18 protein-coding genes and 1 tRNA gene are annotated in these 20257 nt (G+C 66.4%); 9 read left to right on the top strand and 10 right to left on the bottom strand.

The window, feature by feature from the left end:
- Positions 1-2: 2 nt before the first annotated feature.
- The 6 genes from BRAS3809_RS29560 to BRAS3809_RS29535 are packed head-to-tail and all read right to left on the bottom strand — an operon-like array spanning position 3 to position 4948.
- On the bottom strand, positions 3-725 hold the full coding sequence (locus BRAS3809_RS29560; RefSeq protein ID WP_008965686.1) for a PulJ/GspJ family protein: 723 nt from the start codon (positions 723-725) through the stop codon (positions 3-5).
- On the bottom strand, positions 722-1129 hold the full coding sequence (locus BRAS3809_RS29555; protein ID WP_008965685.1) for a prepilin-type N-terminal cleavage/methylation domain-containing protein: 408 nt from the start codon (positions 1127-1129) through the stop codon (positions 722-724). The genes BRAS3809_RS29560 and BRAS3809_RS29555 overlap by 4 nt, the downstream gene beginning before the upstream one ends.
- Positions 1122-1583 carry a prepilin-type N-terminal cleavage/methylation domain-containing protein gene (locus tag BRAS3809_RS29550; RefSeq protein ID WP_008965684.1) on the bottom strand — a complete coding sequence of 154 codons (462 nt, stop codon included), beginning with the start codon at positions 1581-1583 and terminating at the stop codon, positions 1122-1124. The genes BRAS3809_RS29555 and BRAS3809_RS29550 overlap by 8 nt, the downstream gene beginning before the upstream one ends.
- The gene (gspG, locus tag BRAS3809_RS29545) at positions 1576-2052 is read right to left on the bottom strand and encodes a type II secretion system major pseudopilin GspG (RefSeq protein WP_008965683.1); all 477 of its coding nucleotides are present in this window, start codon (positions 2050-2052) and stop codon (positions 1576-1578) included. Before gspG ends, BRAS3809_RS29550 begins: the two co-directional genes overlap by 8 nt.
- Before the next feature lie 21 nt (positions 2053-2073).
- Positions 2074-3282: a type II secretion system F family protein gene (locus BRAS3809_RS29540; RefSeq protein WP_008965682.1), complete on the bottom strand. Its 1209-nt coding sequence runs from the start codon at positions 3280-3282 to the stop codon at positions 2074-2076.
- A gap of 10 nt (positions 3283-3292) precedes the next feature.
- A complete protein-coding gene (locus BRAS3809_RS29535; protein ID WP_008965681.1) occupies positions 3293-4948 on the bottom strand; it encodes a GspE/PulE family protein in 1656 nt (551 codons plus the stop codon).
- Between the two features lie 251 nt (positions 4949-5199).
- On the opposite strand from BRAS3809_RS29535, the gene gspD reads away from it, so the two are divergent.
- The 4 genes from gspD to BRAS3809_RS29515 all read left to right on the top strand — a co-directional run bounded on the left by gspD (position 5200) and on the right by BRAS3809_RS29515 (position 11511).
- The gene (gene gspD / locus BRAS3809_RS29530; RefSeq protein WP_083839189.1) at positions 5200-7503 is read left to right on the top strand and encodes a type II secretion system secretin GspD; all 2304 of its coding nucleotides are present in this window, start codon (positions 5200-5202) and stop codon (positions 7501-7503) included.
- Positions 7475-8023, top strand: coding sequence for a tetratricopeptide repeat protein (locus tag BRAS3809_RS29525; RefSeq protein WP_008965679.1), 549 nt, complete (start codon positions 7475-7477; stop codon positions 8021-8023). The genes gspD and BRAS3809_RS29525 overlap by 29 nt, the downstream gene beginning before the upstream one ends.
- A 254-nt stretch (positions 8024-8277) precedes the next feature.
- Positions 8278-10155, top strand: a complete 1878-nt coding sequence (locus tag BRAS3809_RS29520; RefSeq protein ID WP_008965678.1) for an alkaline phosphatase family protein — start codon at positions 8278-8280, stop codon at positions 10153-10155.
- Between the two features lie 237 nt (positions 10156-10392).
- Entirely contained in the window at positions 10393-11511 is a 1119-nt protein-coding gene (locus BRAS3809_RS29515) for a hypothetical protein (protein WP_008965677.1), read from the top strand.
- Positions 11512-11660: 149 nt separating this feature from the next.
- Here BRAS3809_RS29515 and BRAS3809_RS29510 read toward each other — a convergent pair whose 3' ends face one another.
- Positions 11661-12218: a TetR/AcrR family transcriptional regulator gene (locus BRAS3809_RS29510; RefSeq protein ID WP_008965676.1), complete on the bottom strand. Its 558-nt coding sequence runs from the start codon at positions 12216-12218 to the stop codon at positions 11661-11663.
- 109 nt (positions 12219-12327) lie between these two features.
- Here BRAS3809_RS29510 and BRAS3809_RS29505 point away from each other — a divergent pair, with 109 nt between their 5' ends.
- From BRAS3809_RS29505 to BRAS3809_RS29495, 3 genes are all read left to right on the top strand, one after another.
- On the top strand, positions 12328-13104 hold the full coding sequence (locus BRAS3809_RS29505) for an SDR family NAD(P)-dependent oxidoreductase (protein ID WP_008965675.1): 777 nt from the start codon (positions 12328-12330) through the stop codon (positions 13102-13104).
- 37 nt (positions 13105-13141) lie between these two features.
- Positions 13142-14077 carry an alpha/beta fold hydrolase gene (locus BRAS3809_RS29500; protein WP_201767133.1) on the top strand — a complete coding sequence of 312 codons (936 nt, stop codon included), beginning with the start codon at positions 13142-13144 and terminating at the stop codon, positions 14075-14077.
- Between the two features lie 507 nt (positions 14078-14584).
- Entirely contained in the window at positions 14585-15109 is a 525-nt protein-coding gene (locus tag BRAS3809_RS29495) for an HlyD family secretion protein (protein ID WP_008965673.1), read from the top strand.
- 377 nt (positions 15110-15486) lie between these two features.
- Here the strand turns inward: BRAS3809_RS29495 and BRAS3809_RS29490 are convergent.
- Positions 15487-15563 (bottom strand) — tRNA-Met (locus BRAS3809_RS29490).
- Positions 15564-16045: 482 nt separating this feature from the next.
- Between BRAS3809_RS29490 and BRAS3809_RS29485 the strand changes: the two genes are divergently transcribed.
- Positions 16046-17479: a coniferyl aldehyde dehydrogenase gene (locus BRAS3809_RS29485; protein ID WP_008965672.1), complete on the top strand. Its 1434-nt coding sequence runs from the start codon at positions 16046-16048 to the stop codon at positions 17477-17479.
- A 166-nt stretch (positions 17480-17645) separates the two neighbouring features.
- On the top strand, positions 17646-19250 hold the full coding sequence (locus tag BRAS3809_RS29480) for a GMC family oxidoreductase (RefSeq protein ID WP_008965671.1): 1605 nt from the start codon (positions 17646-17648) through the stop codon (positions 19248-19250).
- Between the two features lie 61 nt (positions 19251-19311).
- Here BRAS3809_RS29480 and BRAS3809_RS29475 read toward each other — a convergent pair whose 3' ends face one another.
- Together BRAS3809_RS29475 and BRAS3809_RS29470 are read right to left on the bottom strand one after the other, a co-directional pair.
- On the bottom strand, positions 19312-19554 hold the full coding sequence (locus tag BRAS3809_RS29475) for a hypothetical protein (RefSeq protein WP_008965670.1): 243 nt from the start codon (positions 19552-19554) through the stop codon (positions 19312-19314).
- 182 nt (positions 19555-19736) lie between these two features.
- A partial coding sequence (locus tag BRAS3809_RS29470; protein ID WP_035659343.1) for an SDR family oxidoreductase occupies positions 19737-20257 on the bottom strand: 521 nt, incomplete at its 5' end.

Here is a 20257-nt window from a genome sequence, read left to right as displayed (position 1 = left end):
CATCAGTCGATCGGCTCGATCTTGGGCGCCTGCGGCCGCTCGGCCGCGGCCGGCGCGCTGTTCGCTGCGCCGGCGGCGATGCCGTCGACTCCGCCGCCGCCGGGCGCATCGACCGCGATCTGCACCGCGCTGACGAGAACGGGCTGACCGCCGCGGCTGTCGTCCCGCACGGTCATCCGGACGGCGAAAGGCAGCTTGGTGGCATCGCGCCACTCCGTCGTCCAGGCCATCGAGCGGTCCGCATAGGCGAACGACATTCGGAACGGGGCCGACAGCAGCACCACCGGATCACCGAAGCGAAACCGATCGGCGATCGACTGCCCCACGGGCACCGGCTCGAACGGCGCGCGCGAGCGCAGCACGGCGCGATCGCTTCGCGCACCGTCCTCGCCGATCCGCACCACGTCGAGCCCGTGTCCGGCATTGGGGCCGAGCTCGCCGCGCACAAACATCGCCGAAAACTCCTGGCCGACGAACAAGGGCGCCTTCTGCTCGCGATTGGCCGCGACGAATTGCGCAGCGGAGAAATCCTCGCCGGCGCGGCGCAGGGCGGTCGCCACCATCTCGGCGCGCTGCACGCGATCCAGCCCGCGCTTCCAGGCCGGCAGCCATTGCGAGGTCACCGCCAGCAGCGCCGACAGCACGATGCCTGCGATCGCCAGCGCGCCGAGCGCCTCGATCAGCGCAAAGCCGGACTCCCGCGGGCGATCCGATCGAACGCTCATCCGCGCGGCCCCTGCACGAGACGGACGGTCTGCACCTGGGTCACGGCGCCGGAGCCCGTCCTGACACGCAAGGTGACCCTTTCCGGAATCCAGCCCTGCTCTCCGGCGGGCTCGCTCCAATCGCCGCCGAGCGGGCTGATCTGCAGCACCACCGAGCCGGAGCCCGAGCGCTGATCGATATTGCCCGGCTGCAGCCGGCTGCGATCCGCGAGCATCGTCGCGAGCGCGAGCCTGGCATCGGTGACGAGCGTGACGTGCTGCTCGAGCTTGCGCACGCTCGCCGCGTTGCGCGACACCACGGCGCCGATGGCCACGATCGACACGCTGACGACCGCCAGCGCAACCAGCACCTCGATCAGCGTGAAGCCGGCCTGGCGTCGATGATGTTCGCGGCGATCAGCCATGAGCGACCCCGCGCGGGACGATGTCGATGTTGCCGGTCAGCCAGTTGACGCGAATCTCCAGGCTGAGATCGGCGCGCGACATCGTGATCGCGCCGCCGCAGGACAGGCCATCGGGGAAGAAGCTGATCGTGGCCAGTACCGGACGGTGCTGGCAGCTGCGCGGCAGCGTCGCCTGGAACGCGACGTCGTCCGGCAGCTTCAGCGCGGCACCGCTGCCCGCGCGGATCAGCCGCCGCGACGTATCGATCTGCGTATCGATCCGCGTACCGCTCCGCATCGATGCCGCCCGGTCGGACTTCAGCAGCGTCACGGCTTGCAGCGCATAGGCCTGCAGCCGGGGACGCGAGGTCTGCCGCGGCAGATAAGGCAGCGCGACGGACGCCAGCATCGCGACGATCGCGAGCACGCAGACCATCTCGAGCAGCGTGAAGCCGCGCTGTCGCTCGTCACTCACCGCGCGCGCTCGTCTGCATTCCCAGCACGATGTCGGCCGCCGTGCCGGTCCCGCCTTCCTGTCCATCGGCGCCGTAGGACAGGATGTCATAGGGGCCGCGGTCGCCCGGCGCGCGGTAGACATAGGCCGTGTTCCACGGATCCTTTGGCACCGCGCCACCCTTGAGGTACGGGCCATTCCACGTGTTCAACCCGGCCGGTCGCTGCGCGAGCGCAGCCAGCCCTTCCGACGTCGAGGGGTAGCGGCCGACGTCGAGATAGAACAGGTCGAGCGCGCTGGAGAAGCTCTGCAGCTGGATGCGCGCCGCCTTGGTCTTGGACTCGCTGAGATAGTTGAGAACGCGCGGGCCGATCAGCCCCATGATCAGTCCGATGATGGTGATCACCACCAGCATCTCGACCAGCGTGAAGCCGCGCTCGTTCTCGCGGCGCGGCTTGTTCGCCGGTGTGGTCTGCATGGTCGAGCTCATGTCATTCTCCCTGAGGTCCGTTCAGCCGACGAGTTGGGTCACCGAGAGCAGCGCCGTCATGATCGAGACGATCAGGCCGCCGACGACGACGCTGATCAGCAGGATGGCGGCTGGGCCGACGATGCCGCCCACGCGGTCGAGCGCGCGCTGCAACTTGGCTTCGTAGAATTCGGCGATCCGGGTCGAGAGCGTCGGCAACTGGCCGGTCTCCTCGCCGAGCCTGAGCATGCGCAGCGCCATCGGCGGCAGCATGTTGTCGGCCGACAATGCCTGGGACAGCTTGCCGCCGTGGCGCACGCGATCGGCGGCTGCCGACCACGGTGCGCGCTGCGAGGTCACGGCCATCACGTCGACGAGGATGCGCAACGCCGCGCTCAGCGTCACGCCGCAGCCGAGCAGCAGGCCGAGATTGCGGCAGAACAGGCTGGTGCGATAAAATGTGAGAATGCCGCCGATCCCCGGCAGCACGGCGAGGCCGCTGGTCAGGGCGGCGCGCACGCGCGCCTGGCGCAGCAACCACCATCCGGCCGCGAGCAGTGTCGCACAGCCCAGCGTGATCACCGTGGCATTGTCGCGCAGGATATCGGACAAGGACATGAAGAAGCCGAGCGCCGTATCGGCGCGCCCCCCGAAGTCGCGCAGCACTGCGGAGAAGTTGGGCAGCACGGCAACGAGAAAGAACAGCATCACGCCGATCGCGGCGAGAAACACGAAGGCGGGATATTGCATCGCGTCGGTGAGCTTGCGCCGCGTCGCCTCGGAGCGCTCGCGCTCGCCGGCAAGCGCCGTCAACACCTGATCGAGCGTTCCCGACGCTTCGCCGACGCGCATCAGCGCGACATACATCGGCGAGAACAGCGTGGGCTGCGCAGCCGCGGCGTCGGCGAAACTCTCGCCGCTCATGATCGCCGCCCGCAGCCGCCCGACCACCGGACGGAGCCGGCCGATGTCGGAATCATTGGAGAGCAGGTCGAGCGCGTCATCGAGCCGCGCGCCGGCCTTGAGCAGCAAGGCGAGGTCGCGCGTGAAGGTGGTCACCTCCGCTGCGGACGGGCCGCCGAACGACAATCCCACCGACGATGCGGTCCTGGCCTTCTCCTCGACGGTCTCGATCGGCAGCAGCTGCAGATAGGAGATGCGGCGCTCGACCTCGCCGCGCGATGGCGCGACGAGCGAGCCCACGACGATCTCGCCGGATTGCGTCAGCGCGCGGTAGCGGTAGCTCGGCACGATCCACACCTCAACGCATCACGAGGACACGGAACAGCTCGGACGCCGAGGTGACGCCGGCCCGGCATTTGGCGACGCCGTCGTCGAGCATCGTCGTCATGCCCTCCTGGATCGCGCGCCGGTCGATCGCGAGACCGTCGGCACTGTCGGCGATCAGCTCGCGCAGGCTGGTCGTCAGCTCGAGCAGCTCGAATACTCCGACCCGGCCGCGATAGCCGCTGTGGCCGCAGCGCTCGCACCCCGCCGGATGCCATGTGATGTCACCCGGAACGAGACCGACATGGCTGTAGCGCGGATCGTCACGGCAGGTCGCCTCATCCAGCGGCCTCGCCGTCTTGCAGTGCTCGCAGAGCTGGCGGACCAGGCGCTGGGCAATGACGGCGCGCAAGGTCGATCGCAGCAGATAGCCCTCGACACCGAGATCGAGCAGCCGCGGCACCGCCGCCGCAGCAGTCTCTGTATGCAGCGTGGTCAGCACGAGGTGGCCGGTCAGCGCCGCATGGATGGCGACATGCGCGGTCTCGCTGTCCCGGATCTCGCCGACCATGATGACGTCCGGGTCCTGGCGCACGAAAGAGCGCAGCGCGCTGGCGAAGGTCAGACCGATCGCCGGCTTGATCTGCGACTGGTTGATGCCGGGGATCTCGTATTCGACCGGATCCTCCACGGTGAGGATCTTGCGCTCCGGCGTATTGAGCATCGACAGGATGGTCGCGAGCGTCGTGGTCTTGCCGCTGCCGGTCGGACCGGTGATCACGATCATGCCGTGCGGCAGCGTGATCAGGCGCCGCAAGGCCGCGTCGTCCCGCGCGGATAGCCCAAGCCGGTTCGCCACCAGCTGCGAGCGGTCCTTGGGCAGGATGCGCAGCACCGCCGACTCGCCGGCCTGCGTCGGCATGATGGCGACGCGGACGTCGATCTCGGTGCGGCCGGCGCGAATGCGCGCGGCGCCGTCCTGCGGCAGGCGGCGCTCGGCGATGTTCAATCCGGCGACGATCTTGATGCGCGAGATCACGGCCTGCGGCAGCACGCCCGCGGGCGCTGCGATCGGGCGCAGCAAGCCATCGACACGAAGCCTGACCACGAGCCCGGTCGAGAACGGCTCGATGTGGATGTCGCTGGCGCGCATCTCCACCGCCTTCTCGATCAGATCGTTCACGGCACGCACCACCGGCGCGCCGCTGGCGAGGTCGCGCAGGCTTTCGACATCGTCGTCGCGCAGCTCCTGCGCGGGCGAGACCTCGGCCTCCTCGGTGCCGCCGCCGAGCCGCTGGTCGAGCACGACGGCGATATCCTCATGCGAGGCGACCTTGAACGCCGTCGCCGGGCCGAGCACAAGTTCCGCCGCCCGACGCACCGCCTGATCGGTCGGATCGGCGACCGCGAACACGGCGGCGCCTTCCGGCGTCTTATAAGGATAGCCGAGCACCTCGCGCAGGAAACGATCGGAGAATTCCACTGTAGCGGGCGCGGCCGCCAGCAGTTCGCGCAACGAGACGCGCTCCAACCCCGTGAAGCGAGCGGCTTCCTCGGCGAACATTTCGGCGCTCAGGCCGAACCGATCCCAGAGCGCAACCTGGGCTTCGCCCGCAGCTGCGCTGTCGCCAGCCTGCGGGTGGCGCTGCCGAAGATAGTCGTGGAACTGGGTCGACAGCATACCGCTCATGGCGTGATCCGGGTGGCGCCCGTGCCGGCCCATCGTCTCGGCACCCCGCTACTGGCACCCGACGTTATTGATCGCGAACATGACGGCTGTACGAAATCCCGCCCCGCCGACATTTCCGACACACATGCTGCGCAAAGGTCGGCGGTGCCAGGCGGATATACATAAGTGTCACATTGGACCGCTATGCAGGGCACGAGGTCCAAACCGGCGCCTGCCGTTTCGACCGGCAACACGAGTAGATCGGTAAGTTCATGTTTCGTAGCGACAATCGAAGCCACTTTGCTGCGGTTGTCCGACGGGCCTCGCTGCCCGCAATGGCGGTGCTGCTCGCGTCCTGCAACATGGCGACGCTTAACTCGCAGGCCAGCGCGCCGGCGGATGTCGACGTCATCGACAAGGTACGCTCGCTCGACATTCTCCCGCGTGACAACGCGCCGGTGGCCTCGATCCAGGGACGTCCCGAGGTCGAGCGCGCTGCGGCACGGACCTATCAAGGCACGATGGTGCAGGAGGTCGCCGAGGCCCGCCCCCTGCCGGCGGCCGGTGGCAAGGGCTACGACCTCAACTTCGAGAACACGCCGATCGCGCAGGTCGCCAAGGTCGTGATCGGCGACATCATGGGTGCCGGCTACTCCATCGATCCCCGCGTCCAGGGCAGCGTCAGCCTGGTCTCGGCCCGTCCGGTGCCGAAATCCGACATCCTGTTCGTGCTGGAAAGCGCGCTGCGTCTGTCGGGCGTCGTGCTGGTCCGCGAAGGTGGCGGCTACAAGCTGACCCCGCTCGGCGACGCCATCGGCGCCGGACAGGTCGACGGCGAGGCCGCCCGCGCCGAGCCCGGCTACGGCGTGTCGGTCGTGCCGCTGCAATATGTCGGTGCGCAGACGATCCTGAAACTGATGGACAGCTTCGCCACCCGCGCCGGCAGCGTGCGCGCCGACCCGACGCGCAACATGCTCCTGATCCAGGGCACCGGGGCCGAGCGGCGCTCCGCGATCGAGACCGCGCTCAGCTTCGACGTCGACTGGATGCGCGGCCAGTCGGTCGGTATCTTCCCGGTCAGCAATTCGGCGCCGGAACCGCTGATCACCGAACTCGAAAAGATCATGGACAGCGGCGAGAACGGCCTCAGCCAGAATCTCGTCAAGCTGCAGGTCGTCAACCGGCTCAACGCGATCATGGTGGTCACGCGCAAGCCGGCGCTGCTGCAAACCGCGGCGACATGGATCCGCCGGCTCGATCAGGCCGACTCCGGCCGCACCAGCGTACACGTCTACCGCGTTCGTTATGGCGACGCGCGCCAATTGGCGAAGGTGCTCACCGACATGTTCGGCGGTGCCGGCTCGTCGGCGTCCGACAGCACCGACAGCCAGACGGCGCCGGGGTCGGACGGCACGACCACGTCGGTCGCCGACCGGCTGTCGTTCAACACCAATACGGGCGGCTCCTCCAATGCCGGCGCCAATCCATCGGGCCGGACGCAAGGCGGCGGTCTGTCCGGCATGCAGTCCTCCGGCGCCTCCTCCTCATCGAGCACGCCCTCTTCGACCGGGCTGGAACCGCGGAGCGGCGGGGCCGGCGGCGGCCAGGCGCTGATGCCGAATGTCCGGATCACCCCGGACACCGTGAACAACTCGCTGCTCATCTACGCCGACCGCGAGAGCTATCGCATCATCTCCGGCACGCTGCAGCAGCTCGATCAGCCGGTGCTGCAGGTCGGCATCGATGCCACCATCGCCGAGGTCACGCTCACCAACGAGCTCTCCTACGGCGTGCAGGCCTATCTCTCCAGCAAGGTGCTCGGCCTCGGCACCGACAAGGGATCGATCACCAACACGCAGACGACATCGCTCGCCACCGCCACGACCTCGGCGGCGACGACCGCCCTGATCAACCGCGCCTTGCCGGGCTTCAACTTCCTGATCGGACACGAGGCGTCGCCCACGATGATCCTCGATGCGCTCCACACCGTCACCACCGTCAAGGTGCTCTCCAATCCGTCCCTGGTGGTGATCAACAACCAGGCCGCGACCTTGCAGGTCGGCGACGTCGTGCCGGTGTCGACCGGCAGCGCCACCGTGCTGTCGTCGAGCAACACCGTCGTCAACACGATCGACTATCGGAACACCGGCATCATCCTGCGCGTGGTGCCGCGCATCGCCGCCAACGGCAATGTTCGGCTCGAGGTCGAGCAGGAGATCAGCAACGTCGCGGCCCAGAGCGCCGCGAGCCTCACGCCGACAGTTTCGCAGCGCAAGGTGAAGAGCGCGATCTCCGTTGCCAATGGCCAGACCGTGCTGCTGGCCGGCCTGATCAGCGAGCAGCAGACCGGCAACCGCAACGGCATTCCCGGCTTCGACGAGATTCCGATCCTCGGCGACACCTTCTCGCACCAGGACAAGAAGGGCACGAGGACCGAGCTGATCATCTTCATCCGGCCGCAGATCATTCGCGACGGCAGCGATGCCCATCAGGTGGCCGAAGAACTCCGCTCCAAGCTCCGCGGATCGGTCGGAGCCAGCATCACGGATGATTTGCGTGTCCGCACTGCCCGCTGATTTCGACCGCAACGCTGCGTCGACGCTCCGGCGCCTGGCCGCCGCGCTGGCCGCATCGACGCTCCTGCTCGGCGCGGCGGCAACGCCCGCTCGCGCGGATTCGGTCAGCGCCGCCCGCAGCGCCTATGCGCGCGGCGATTTCGTGCGCGCGGTTCGCGTGCTCGCGCCGCTGGCGCTGCATGGCGACCCCAGGGCCCAGGCGATGCTCGGCTTCATGTATGAGAACGGCTTCGGGACGCCGCAGGTCTACGAGGTCGCGAGCGACCTGTATTGCCAGGCCGCCGCGGCAGGCAACCCGTTCGGCCAGGCCATGCTCGGCCTGATGTACGACAAGGGCCACGGCGTGCCACAGGATGTCGTGCTCGCCTACAAATGGCTGAATCTCGCAGCCGGACATGCCAGCCCGGCGCAGCGCAGCTATTATCTGCGCCTGCGCAATGCTGTCGCCTCGAAGATGTCGACCAGCCAGATCGCGCAAGGCCAGGCCCTGGCCTTGAACTGGGTGGCAGGTCATTTCTGACAGCAGCGTCCGCGCATCGGACACGGCTGCCGGCGCGGACCAGAGCAGCTTCATCGGTCTCCACGAGCCGGCCGGCAAGGACTCGGCGACCGTTCGCACGCTGATGCGCCTTGGCTCGAGCGCGCGCTTCACACGCATTTCACAAATCCGAAGCACGGCCGACACCGCGTTGCAATTTGTTGCTGCGATGTCTTGACGCAGGCGCCGCACGGCACATGGCGCGCGCCGGCCACCCCACTCCGTCCGGAGATGTCATGACCAGAACAGTCACCCGATCCACGATCACGGGATCAAAGGCGCTCGCGCTTGCGACCACCGCCGCCTTCACCGCGACCAGCCTCGCGCCTGCCTTCGCCGGTCCGGCCACCACCACGCCGATCGAGCACGTCATCATCATCGTCGGCGAGAACCACACCTTCGACAACCTGTTCGGCACCTACAAGCCGAAGGCGGGCCGGAGCATCGACAATCTGCTCAGCAAAGGGATCGTCAACGAGGACGGCACGCCGGGTCCGCATTTCAAGAAGGCCGAGCAGCGCATCGGCCGTGACGAGGTGCGCTATTCCGCCGAGACCGCATCCTCCGGCGCCTACGCGACGCTGCCGCAGCCCTACACCACCTACGGCATCGGCCTGCCGCAGAACGTGCTCGACACGCGCTTTCCCGCCAATCTCCCCAACGGACCGTATCAGATCTCGAAATACGTGCCCTACGCCGCCTACACCGGCGATCCGGTGCACCGCTTCTTCCAGATGTGGCAGGACATCGACGGCGGCAAGCACGACAAGTTCGTGTGGGTCGAGCAGAGCATCGGCACCGGCTCGAACGGCAAGCCCTATCCGGCAGGCGGCTTCAATCCGATGGAAGGCGCCATCTCGATGGGCTTCTACAACATGAACCCGTTCATCGATGCGAGCGGCAAGGCGCAGCCCGGTGACGCGCCGTTCTTCAAGCAGCTCGCCGACGATTACGCGATCAGCGACAATTACCACCAAGCCGTCATGGGCGGCACGGGCGCCAACTTCCAATCCCTGGTCACCGGCCACGCGGCGTTCTTCACCAATCCCGAGACGATGAACGGGGCGCCCGCCGTCCCCTACGCCAACCAGATCGAGAATCCGGACCCGGTCCCCGGCACCAACAACTACTACAAGCAGGACGGCTACAGCGGCGGGTCCTACGTCAACTGCTCGGATCCGAGCGCGCCCGGCGTCGCGGCCATCAACGAGCAGCTGTTCAAGAACGGCGTCCATAACAACAATTGCGCGCCGAACCACTATTATCTCGTCAACAATTACAGCATGTTCTGGAACCAGACCAGCGCCAAGCCCAACACGCTGGGCTCGGACAAGTTCGTGCTGCCGCCGCAGAGCGCGCCGACCATCGCCGACGTCATGACGGCGCGGGGCGTGTCCTGGAAATATTACAGCGCCGACCGCGGCGACGACGCCACGACCTTCGCCAAGAGCGTCGACGGCGTGCCGCTGCTGTTCCATTCCTATTGCGGCATCTGCGACCCGCTCACGGGCTTCATCAAGGTCATGACGAATCCGGCCGAAGAAGCCAAGCTGCAGAACTACGGCGCCTTCGTGAAGGACGTGCAGAACAACACGCTGCCGGCGGTGTCATTCGTGCGCCCGTTCGAGGCCCTGGCCGGCCATCCCGCCGATTCGACCACGGACCTCTATGAAAAATTCCTCGAGGCCCTGATCGACCGCGTCAAGGCCAACCCGCAGCTCTGGGCCAGGACCGCGATCTTCATCACCACGGATGAAGGCGGCGGCTATTACGACTCTGGCTATGTCCAGCCGGTCGACTTCCTCGGCGACGGCACCCGCATTCCCTTCATCCTGGTCTCGCCGCTGGCCAGGAAGGGGCATGTCGACCACACCTATTACGACCACGTCTCGCTGTTGAAGTTCATCGAGCGCAACTGGCGGCTGCCGACCATCTCCGCCGTCAGCCGCGACCGGCTGCCGAACCCGATCCACGATCGCGATGACAATCGCTACGTGCCGAAGAACCGTCCGGCGATCGGCGACCTGATGAACCTGTTCGTGTTCGCCGGCGACGACGACGATCATGGCGGCGACTGGCACCACCACGACCACGATCGGGACGGCGATCGCTGATCGGCCGCTTCCGTCGGCGCAAGAGCACCGAGACGACAGGCCCGCCGCACTCCGTTGCGGCGGGCTTGGCATGCGGCGACCGCCACCGCGCTGCGATCTGCCGATCCGCAGCATCATCGATCCGTCAGCCGATTGTCAGCCATTCGTCACGCCTGCGTTGTCGACGCTCCGCATCGTCGTCCGGTCGCTCGGATGCGAGCGGCGCTTTGCAACCGGGATCTTGGGGGATCTTGCAGAATGACGTTTCGATCATCACTCAAATCTGCGTTTCACGAGCTGCTCACGCTGTCCGTCGCCGTTTCATTGCTGTCCTTTGCTGTGGCGGCGCCGAGCTTTGCGCATGATCACGACCGTGACGACGATGACGACAGCTACACCATCGGCCTCTGGGGCGACCTGCCCTATTCGACGCTGCAGGCCACTGTCGGCGTCCCGAACCTGATCGCCGACATGAACGCCCATCGGCTCAAGTTCAGCGTTCACGACGGCGACCTCAAGCAGGGCTCCGGTTCGGCCTGCGATGCCGGGCTCTATGCTCAGGCGCTGGCCTTCTTCAACAGCCTCGAGGCGCCGGCGATGTTCACGCCGGGCGACAACGACTGGGTCGACTGCGACCGTCCGTCCAACGGCGGCTACAATTCGCGCGACCGGCTCGACTATGAGCGCAAGGTGTTCTTCTCGACCCCGTTCTCGCTCGGCCAGCGCAAGCTGCGCCAGGAGGTGCAGACCGACGCGCTCTGCCTGGGCGCCAACGGCACCAGGGTCGGCTGCGTCGAGAACCGCCGCTGGACCATCGGCCGCGTCACCTACGCGACCTTGAACGTGCAGGGCTCCTGCAACAATCTCTGCGATACGAACCCGGATCCGGACGAATACAACGCCCGCAACGCGGCGGTCATTCTCTGGATGCAGCAGACCTTCGCCGAGGCCAAGAAGCGCAATTCGGCGGCCGTGATGTTCATCTCGCAGGCCGACCCCGGCTGGGATCTCTCCGACTCCACCCGCGCGCCGCTGCGCGATCCGAAGACGCTCGCCGAGACCGACGGCCAGCCCGACGGATTCGCGAGCTTTCTGACCGCGCTGCGCAGCGAGGTCGAGGCGTTCCGCAAGCCGGTCGCCTATGTCCACGGCGATTCGCACTACTTCCGCATCGACCAGCCGTTCCTCAACAGCGCGGGCCAGCGGCTCGAGAACTTCGTTCGCGTCGAAACCTTCGGCGACAACCAGGGCAACGGCAACAACGACGTCCGCTGGCTCAAGGTCACCGTCGACCCGCGCAGCCGCGACGTGTTCTCCTACCAGCCCGTGACGGTGCCGGCGAACCGCACCGCCGTGCCCGCGCCGACGCGCAACTGACGCGGGGCCACGCCTGAAGAGCAGAACGCCCGCAGCCGGCCGGCTGCGGGCGTCTTGTGGGTTGCGGCTTCGTTGGCGGCGGTTCACGCCGCGCCTATCCCGATCAGAAGCGCTCGCCGCGGAGATCTACAACACCGGCCCGCCCCCGATCAGCTGTCCGCATCGAGATAGCGGCGGGCGCAGGTCAGGATCTCATCGGCGAGTTCCTGGTCGTCCACGATCCGCGCCATGACCATGGCGCCGATCATGGTCGCCCACGTCCCGATTGCCTCCACCCGCCTGCTTTCGGCCGTCGAGCCTCCGGTCATGCCGGCAAATTGATCGATCTGCCCTTTGATGGCTTCTGTGAGCATGTGACGCGTCGCGGCTGTTGCCCGCGCCATTTCGGGACCGAGCGCGGCGAAGACACAGCCCTTGCCGGGGGCGTCCCGATGTTCGGGCCGCAGATAGGCGCGGGCGTAGCTCGACAGGTCGCTGGCCGGCAGCAGGGGATCCCTGGCGGTGGCGATGAAGACGTCGGCCAACGCCTCGGTCACCAGTTCGTCCTTGCTGGCAAAGTGTCGCGGAAAGCCGCCATGCGTGAGGCCGGCTCCCTCCATGATTTCAGCAACAGTCACGCCATCCACGCCGCGTTCGCGGAACAGGCGGGCGGCCGAGCGGACGATGGCCTGCCGGCTCTCCTCCTTCTGTTTCTGACTTCGGGCCATGAGAAATCTCCTTGCCAAAAAATTATAGATGACAGCCATCATCTTTTCAATTAGATGATGATCATCATCCAATCGAACCGCCCCTATCGGGGTAGTCAGGAGACCGTGCATGCCCACCACCCTCATCACCGGCGCCTCGACCGGAATCGGCGCCGTCTACGCCCGGCGCTTCGCGGCCCGCGGCCACAACCTCGTCCTCGTGGCCCGCTCGGCGGAAAAACTGGGGGATCTCGGCGCGGAGCTTCGTGCCGCCCACGACATCTCCGTGGAGATCATCGCCGCAGACCTCACCGATCCGGCTCAGCTGGCGACGGTCGAAGCCCGGCTGCGCTCCGGTGACGCGATCGACGTGCTGGTCAACAATGCAGGCGCCGCGCTGCTCGGCCCGTTCGCAGGCGCAGATCCGGCGCGCATGGCCCAGCTGCTCAGCCTCAACGTGACCGCTCCGACCCTGCTCGCCTCGGCGGCGGTCGGCGGAATGGTCAAGCGCGGCAGCGGCGCGATCATCAATATCGGCTCGGTCGTCTCGTTCATGCCGGCCGTCTTCCCCGGCATCTACGCGGCAACCAAGGCCTATCTCCTGACCTTCTCGCAGGGCCTCGCCGCAGAGCTCGGCCCGAAGGGCGTCTATGTCCAGGCGGTCCTGCCCGCAGCGACCCGGACGGACATCTGGACCAAGGCCGGAGCCGACCTGGCGAAGATCCCCAATTTGATGGAGGTCGATGATCTCGTCGACGCCGCGCTGATCGGCTTCGACCGCCGGGAAACCGTGACGATCCCGCCACTCGGCGACGCCGGCCTCTGGGACGCCTTCGAGACGGCCCGCGCCATCCTGCCGTCAGGCCTCGGCGGAGCTCCGGCCGAACGCTACCGCCGCTCGGCTTGAAATCCGACGTAACCGCGTTTTCAAAGGAATGACGATCATGTACTCACAGCCTCGCCGGAATGTCCTTGCCGCTGCTGCTGCAGGCGCCGCGGTGATGTCGATGCCGCTCGCCGCGCACGCGGCCGAGAGCTACGCCGTCGCGCCGACCAACTACGTCGAGAGCAAGGGACGGCGGCTCGCATATCGCTCGGTCGGCACGGGCAAGCCGCTCGTTCTATGCAACCGCTTTCGCGGTGTCCTCGATCTCTGGGATCCCGCGTTCATCGACGGCCTGGTGGCGCAAGGCTTCCAGGTCATCACCTTCGACTATTCGGGACTCGGCCTCTCCACCGGCGAGAAGTCCTACAACCCGATGTCGCTGGCGCAGGATGGCGTGGATCTCATCACGGCGCTGGAGCTGAAGGATTTTGCCGTCGGAGGCTGGTCGATCGGCGGCATCACGGCTCAGATCATCCTGGCGATGACGGGCGACCAGGCCAGCCATGTCGTCCTCCTGGCCACGACGCCTCCGGGTCATCTCGTCAAACCCGGCGAGCAATTGTTCTACGACACCGCTGCCGCTCCGGGCATCTCGCTCGATCAGTTCACGACGGTGTTCTTCGAGCCCGCCGACAGCGCCAGCCGCGAGGCCTCCAAGCGATCGTTCGAGCGCATCATGGCGCGCAAGGAGGGACGCAGCCCCGACGTGCCGGCCGACTGGGCCATCGCCCAGATCGGCAATACGCCACGCAATCCGCTGTTTCCCGCCGACCAGATCCTCGAACTGCTGAAGTCGACGAAGACGCCGATCCTCCATATCGGCGGCGACCACGACATCGTGATGCCCATCGAGAACTGGTACGCGCTGAACCAGCAGCTGCCGACGCTTCACCTCATCACCTACCCCCGTGCCGGCCACGGTCCGCACCATCAGCATCCGGAGATGGCCGCGGCCCAGATCGGCGCTTTCGTCAAGACCAGCAAAAAGAGCTGAGGCCGTTCAAACACGACAATGGGCGGGGACAGCTCCGCCCATTGCCACCTGCATCGAACTCATCTGGAGATGACGCCCGGACGCTTGCGCCATGGCGCCGAGACCCTCCTCGAGCGACCCGACGGTCCGACGGATGGTCGGCAACGCCATTCCGAGCTCGCGGGCCGCCTACGTCAAGCTGAGGCGCTCGGCGACCGCCACAGAGGCCGCAGAGCCCAGAAAGTTGGATGCGAGCCATTATGTGTCAAAGCCAAACGACCCATTCCGACCTGCCAACATTATCAAAGCGGCGCAGACCGCCCACATAGCTCTGGCAGATCGAATCCGAGCCATTCGAGGTCGCCAGTCCACTTCCGGCACCGAGGTCGTTTTCTTCGCAAGAGATCGGGCACGTGTTTCCGATCACAAGGCAAGCTCTCCATGTTCGCAAGGTACCGCTCTCGGGCAGCACGTTGGGCCGACGCAGGACGCAGAACCCTGGCGCGGGCTCGGATCCGTTCGGCATCGATGCTGGCTTCCGGTCGGAACCGCGCTTTGCTGTCGGCGGCGGGCCTCGCCGTTCTCTGTGCCGCCGTCTGGTGCGGCCTGCAGTATTTCAATGTCATGATCGCGCTGGTGTCGACGCAAAACGCCATCGTCCAGATAGATCCCGCTTCCGACAAAGCGTACGTCATTGCCTATTTCGAGGATCATCGAGCTGAACGGATCGTGGTCGGACAGCCCGTGGCGATTGCCATCGCGGGGCCGTCGGACCGGACCCTTCCCGGGCATGTGGTCGATATCTCTCGGCAGAATGCTCTGTTGCGGATCTCAGGCGACGGCGACGGATCCATGGAAGCTTCGGACATCATGATTCCCGTGCTGATCGCGTTCGATGACGACATCGATTCGTCGAAGCTTCCCGAGACCACGTCGGTACGCCCCACCGTCAACACGGATCCTCGCGTCCAAAAGCCCGGGACGAGACCTCCCGTTTGCGTAGGCCGCGCCGAGCGTCCCGTGTCCGGACCAAGAGCGAACGAAATGCCTTGAGCCGAGCAGACGTCCGTGACGGGAATGCTCGAAAAGCGATGAGCCAGCGGAATTCGAAGCGCAACGGAGCTGGCCTCTCCCTCTCCGCGAACCTGTCGGCGCCGCTTGGCGCCTGCTTGATTGTCGCGACAACCTCTCAAACGCTTGTCTCGTTGAGCGATCGGCGACAATCATCTCCGCGAGACCGCCAACGTCAACAGCCGCCGCCCGGAACAGCCTGATCCGACCGGGCGCCAAGCGAGGGCCAATCGAGGCCACGCTGTACAGGGAATTCGGCACCGTCCTCAGTCGGACAGCGGATCAAAGCGACTATGGCGCAAAAACCAAAACTCCCGCAGCCGAAGCGGCTGCGGGAGTGTCGGTCACTTCCGTTAAGTTGGTTGCGGGGATAGGATTTGAACCTATGACCTTCAGGTTATGAGCCTGACGAGCTACCGGGCTGCTCCACCCCGCGTTAACTTGTGCACACCTTCAGGGAATTATCGGGCGTTCCTGGCTGACGCCCGAGAGCGCCGCCGATCCATCCCAAAGGCTTCCTGAGAAGGCTTGAGCCCGTCGGCCGGTGCGGCCATCGGGTGCGGGCGGTATGTACCAATGCGAGGCCGGTTTGGAAAGGGCTTTTCGGAAGTTTTTTTGCCTTATTGTGACACCTGTTGGAAATGCTTTCAGATTCCGAAAAACGTCTATGAATCAATCTGTTGTAGGAGCGATTGGCCGCCCCGGGCGGTGCCGTCTTGCGGCCGGGCGAGGAGATCGCGACATGTCCCTGGGAGAAGCGCGACAGGCGGTCCGAGAGCCGGCAACAGGTGCCTGGTCACCTGTCGGCGAAAACGACATGTCGGCCGCGCTTGCCAAGAGTTTCGCAACGCGGCAGCTTCGCGAGACGAACGAGAACGACGGCCCGCAAGCGGCTGCAGGACACATGAGGAGACGTCGATGGACCAATCCCTGAAGAGCCCCGCGGTATCGACGCTCGACGACGCCTTCCACGCGATGGTGGAGGCCTCGCGCAGTTCACCTCCGCCCTCGCTGGCGGATCGGCAGGATCGCCTGAAGCGCCTGCGCGCGCTGCTGTCCGACAATGAAGAGCGCCTGGAACAGGCGATCTCGGCCGATTTCGGCCATCGCTGCGCGGTCGAGACCACGATCGCCGAGACGCTGTTCCTGCAGACGGAGCTCAAGCATACGCTCAAGATGCTGCCGCGCTGGATGGCGCCGCGCCGGATCGCAACCTCGCTGCAGTTCCTCCCCGCCCGCAACCGGCTGATCCCGCAACCGCTCGGCGTGGTCGGCATCATCGCGCCCTGGAACTATCCCCTGCAGCTGACGCTCGCGCCCGCCATCGGCGCGATCGCGGCCGGCAATCGCGTGCTGATCAAGCCGAGCGAGCTGACGCCAGGGTTCTCGGCGCTGCTGAAGCAGCTCATCGCCGCGAGCTTCGACCCGGGCGAGTTTGCCGTCACCGGCATCGAGGACGGCATCGCGCAGGCGTTCGCCGCGCTGCCGTTCGATCATCTGGTGTTCACCGGCTCGACCCGCGTCGGCCGCATCGTCGCGGAGGCCGCGGGGCGAAACCTCACGCCGGTGACGCTCGAGCTCGGCGGCAAGTCGCCAACCATCGTCGATGTCTCCGCCAACATCGACGAGGCGGCCGAACGCATTGCCTACGCCAAGCTGATGAATGCCGGCCAGACCTGCATCGCACCCGACTACGTGTTCGTGCCCGAAGCGCAGCGCGACGCCTTTGCCGGCAAGCTGCACGCCCACATGGTGAGCATGTTCGGCACCAACCCAGGCAACGCCGACTACACCTCGATCATCTCCGACCGGCACTATGCGCGGCTCGAAGGCCTGCTGCGCGACGCGATCGCGCGCGGCGCCAGGACGCTGAGCGTGACCAGCCCCGAGGACCCCGCCTGGAAGAAGCTGCGCAAGTTCCCGCCGACGGTCGTGGCCGGCGCGACGGCCGAGATGGCGATCATGCAGGAGGAGATCTTCGGTCCGCTGTTGCCGATCCTCACCTACCGCGACGCCGACGAGGTGATCCGCTTCATCAACGCGCATGACCGGCCGCTGGCGCTGTACTGGTTCGGCCGCGACGACGCTGCGCGCGACAAGGTGCTGGCGCGCACCGTCTCCGGCGGCGTCACGATCAACGACTGCCTGCTGCATTTCGCGCAGATGAACCAGCCGATGGGCGGCGTCGGCGCCTCCGGCATCGGCCACTATCACGGCGAATGGGGCTTCAACAGCTTCAGCAAGCTGAAGCCGGTGTTCTACCGCTCGCCGTTCAACCGCATGAAGGATCTCTATCCGCCCTATGGCGCCAGCGTCGCCAGAATCGAGAAGCTGCTGCGGTTTCTGAGCTGATCAACACCCGCTCATTCCGGACCGGGCGCAGCGCGAACCCGGACTCTCGTGGTGATGAGAAGCTAACCAAGCTCGGTATTCCGGGTTCGCCGCTCCGCGGCGCCCCGGAGTGACGGCCAAACAAACAAGCCAAACAAACAATAAGCACATCAGGGAGAAGATACGCGTGGCAGACGAGGTCGATTTCATCGTCGTAGGTGGCGGCAGCGGCGGAGCTACGGTTGCGGGCCGCTTGTCCGAAGATCCGGGCACGTCGGTCATGCTGCTCGATGCCGGCGGGCGCAACGACAACTGGATCGTCAAGACGCCCTACATGCTGTTCCTGATGGTGGCCGGCCCGGTCAACAACTGGTCTTTCACCACGGTGCCGCAGCCGGGCCTCAACGGCCGCATCGGCTATCAGCCGCGCGGCCGCGGGCTCGGCGGCTCCTCGGCGATCAACGCGATGGTCTACATCCGCGGCCACCGCGCCGACTACGACCAATGGGCGGCGCTCGGCAACCCCGGCTGGTCCTATGACGACGTTCTGCCCTATTTCAAGCGCGCGGAGAACAACGCGGACTTCAACGGCGCGTATCACGGGCAATCGGGTCCGCTGCCCGTCAATCGCCTGCGCACCGACAATCCCGTGCACGAGATCTTCCTGCAGGCGGCGCGCGAGGCGCAGTTTCCGATCCGCGAGGATTTCAACGCCGAGACGCAGGAGGGCCTCGGCCTCTACCAGGTCACCCAGCAGAATGGCGAGCGCTGGAGCGCGGCGCGCGCCTACATCCAGCCGCATCTGGGCCAGCGCCGCAACCTGCGGGTGGAGACGTCGGCGCAGGCCTCGCTGATCCTGTTCGACGGCAAGCGCGCCGTCGGCGTGAAGTATCGCCAGGGCAAGGAGGTCAGGGAGATCCGTTGCCGCCGCGAGGTGATCCTGGCGTCCGGCGCCTTCCAGACGCCTCAGTTGTTGATGCTCTCGGGTGTCGGCGATGCCGCCGCCCTGGGCAAGCTCGGCATCGCCAGCGTCCATCATCTGCCGGGCGTCGGCCAGAACCTGCAGGACCATCCCGACTTCATCTTCGGCTACACATCCGACAATCCGAACTTCAACTCGCTGTCGCCGAGGGGCGTGCAGCGGCTGCTGCGAGGCATCGGGCAATATCGGCGCGAGCGCCGCGGCGTGCTGACCTCGAACTTCGCGGAGTGCGGCGGCTTCCTGAAGACCGACCCGAACCTCGACATCCCCGACATCCAGCTGCATTTCGGCATGGCGGTCACCGATGACCACGGCCGCAAGCGCCACGGCAACGGCTTCTCCTGCCACTTCTGCCTGCTGCGGCCGAAGAGCCGCGGCACCGTGGCGCTCAAGAGCGCCGATCCGCTGGCGCCGCCGCTGATCGATCCGAACTTCCTCGGCGACGATGACGACGTCGAAACCATGGTCGCGGGCTATAAGACCACGCGGCGGCTGATGGAGACGCCGGCGATGCGCGGCCTCGCCACGCGCGACCTGTTCACGTCGGAGGTGAGGACCGACGACGACATCCGCAGCGTCCTGCGCGCCCGCGTCGACACCGTCTATCACCCCGTCGGCACCTGCAAGATGGGCACGGCCGATCCGCTCGCGGTGGTCGATCCGACCCTCAAGGTGCACGGCCTGTCCGGCCTGCGCGTGGTCGATGCCTCGGTCATGCCGACCCTGATCGGCGGCAACACCAACGCGCCGACCATCATGATCGGCGAGAAGGCGGCCGACATGATCAAGGCGGAGATGCGCGGGTCCTGACCCGCGCCATGACGGCCGACGCCGGCCGCGATATGGACGCGGCTACGACGTCCCGTGAGCCTCAGCGTCCCATCGGCTTGTAGCCGCTGGAGCCCATCGGCTGGTAGCTCGCGGCGCCGCCCCGCGTGACGGTGGTCGTGTAGGTCGTGGTATTGCCGTTGCGCGACATCTGCGTGGTCGCGACCGTGCCGTTCGACGCCGTGGTCGTCACGCTATCGGCGCTCCGGTTGACGGTCGTCGTGTAGGTTTCGGCGGACGCGGCCGTCGCCGCCAACAACACGGCTGCGCAAACCAAGTACTTCATTTCAGACATCCCCTGTTCTGACTTGCCCGGTCGAGCCAAGGCAGCCTGGCCATCAGGCCTGCCCCGCCGTCACGAACCCCAGGGAACGCGCTACATCATGCCGGCCGCTCCCCCGAGATCCCGCCTGTGATACCGCACGCGGTTTGAGGAAGCTTTGCCGGATTGACTCAAATCTGAGTCGATCAGGTCAGCAGGAAACCGCCGTCCACCGTGACGACGCTGCCGGTCATGTAGCGCGAGGCGTTCGACGCCAGCAGCAGGATGGCGCCATCGAGATCGCTCTCATGGCCGACGCGGCGCTGCGGGATGCGCCTGATGAGCTTCTCGCCGGCCGGCGTCTCCCAGACATCGTGATTGATGTCGGTGTCGATGTAGCCCGGCGCCAGCGCATTAACGCGGATGTTGTTGGCGGCAAGCTCGAGCGCCAGCGCCTTGGTGGTCTGCACGACGCCAGCCTTGGAGATCGCATAGGGCGAGATGAACTTCACCACGCTGAAGCCGAGCACCGAGGCAATGTTGACGATGTTGCCGGGCGCCTTCCGCGCGATCATGCGGCGCGCGACCTCGGTCGCGGCGAAATAGGCACCCTTCAGGTTGGCGCCGATCACCGCGTCCCAATCGGCCTCGCTCTGCTCGACCGCGAGCTTCTCGACCGCGATGCCGGCATTGTTGATCAGCACGGTGACCGGTCCGAGCGCAGCCT

This window comes from Bradyrhizobium sp. STM 3809 (assembly GCF_000239795.1).
GTDB lineage: Bacteria > Pseudomonadota > Alphaproteobacteria > Rhizobiales > Xanthobacteraceae > Bradyrhizobium.
This window is presented reverse-complemented; position numbering and strand designations above follow the sequence as displayed.

Excerpts from the sequence above, each read along its gene's own strand:
- gspD (WP_083839189.1), top strand. The coding sequence starts at position 5,200 with ATGTTTCGTAGCGACAATCGAAGCCACTTTGCTGCGGTTGTCCGACGG.
- BRAS3809_RS29525 (WP_008965679.1), top strand. The coding sequence starts at position 7,475 with ATGATTTGCGTGTCCGCACTGCCCGCTGATTTCGACCGCAACGCTGCG.
- BRAS3809_RS29520 (WP_008965678.1), top strand. The coding sequence starts at position 8,278 with ATGACCAGAACAGTCACCCGATCCACGATCACGGGATCAAAGGCGCTC.
- BRAS3809_RS29505 (WP_008965675.1), top strand. The coding sequence starts at position 12,328 with ATGCCCACCACCCTCATCACCGGCGCCTCGACCGGAATCGGCGCCGTC.
- BRAS3809_RS29495 (WP_008965673.1), top strand. The coding sequence starts at position 14,585 with ATGCTGGCTTCCGGTCGGAACCGCGCTTTGCTGTCGGCGGCGGGCCTC.
- BRAS3809_RS29475 (WP_008965670.1), bottom strand. The coding sequence starts at position 19,554 with ATGAAGTACTTGGTTTGCGCAGCCGTGTTGTTGGCGGCGACGGCCGCG.
- BRAS3809_RS29515 (WP_008965677.1), top strand. The coding sequence starts at position 10,393 with ATGACGTTTCGATCATCACTCAAATCTGCGTTTCACGAGCTGCTCACG.
- BRAS3809_RS29560 (WP_008965686.1), bottom strand. The coding sequence starts at position 725 with ATGAGCGTTCGATCGGATCGCCCGCGGGAGTCCGGCTTTGCGCTGATC.
- BRAS3809_RS29485 (WP_008965672.1), top strand. The coding sequence starts at position 16,046 with ATGGACCAATCCCTGAAGAGCCCCGCGGTATCGACGCTCGACGACGCC.
- gspG (WP_008965683.1), bottom strand. The coding sequence starts at position 2,052 with ATGAGCTCGACCATGCAGACCACACCGGCGAACAAGCCGCGCCGCGAG.
- BRAS3809_RS29510 (WP_008965676.1), bottom strand. The coding sequence starts at position 12,218 with ATGGCCCGAAGTCAGAAACAGAAGGAGGAGAGCCGGCAGGCCATCGTC.
- BRAS3809_RS29555 (WP_008965685.1), bottom strand. The coding sequence starts at position 1,129 with ATGGCTGATCGCCGCGAACATCATCGACGCCAGGCCGGCTTCACGCTG.
- BRAS3809_RS29500 (WP_201767133.1), top strand. The coding sequence starts at position 13,142 with ATGTACTCACAGCCTCGCCGGAATGTCCTTGCCGCTGCTGCTGCAGGC.
- BRAS3809_RS29535 (WP_008965681.1), bottom strand. The coding sequence starts at position 4,948 with ATGAGCGGTATGCTGTCGACCCAGTTCCACGACTATCTTCGGCAGCGC.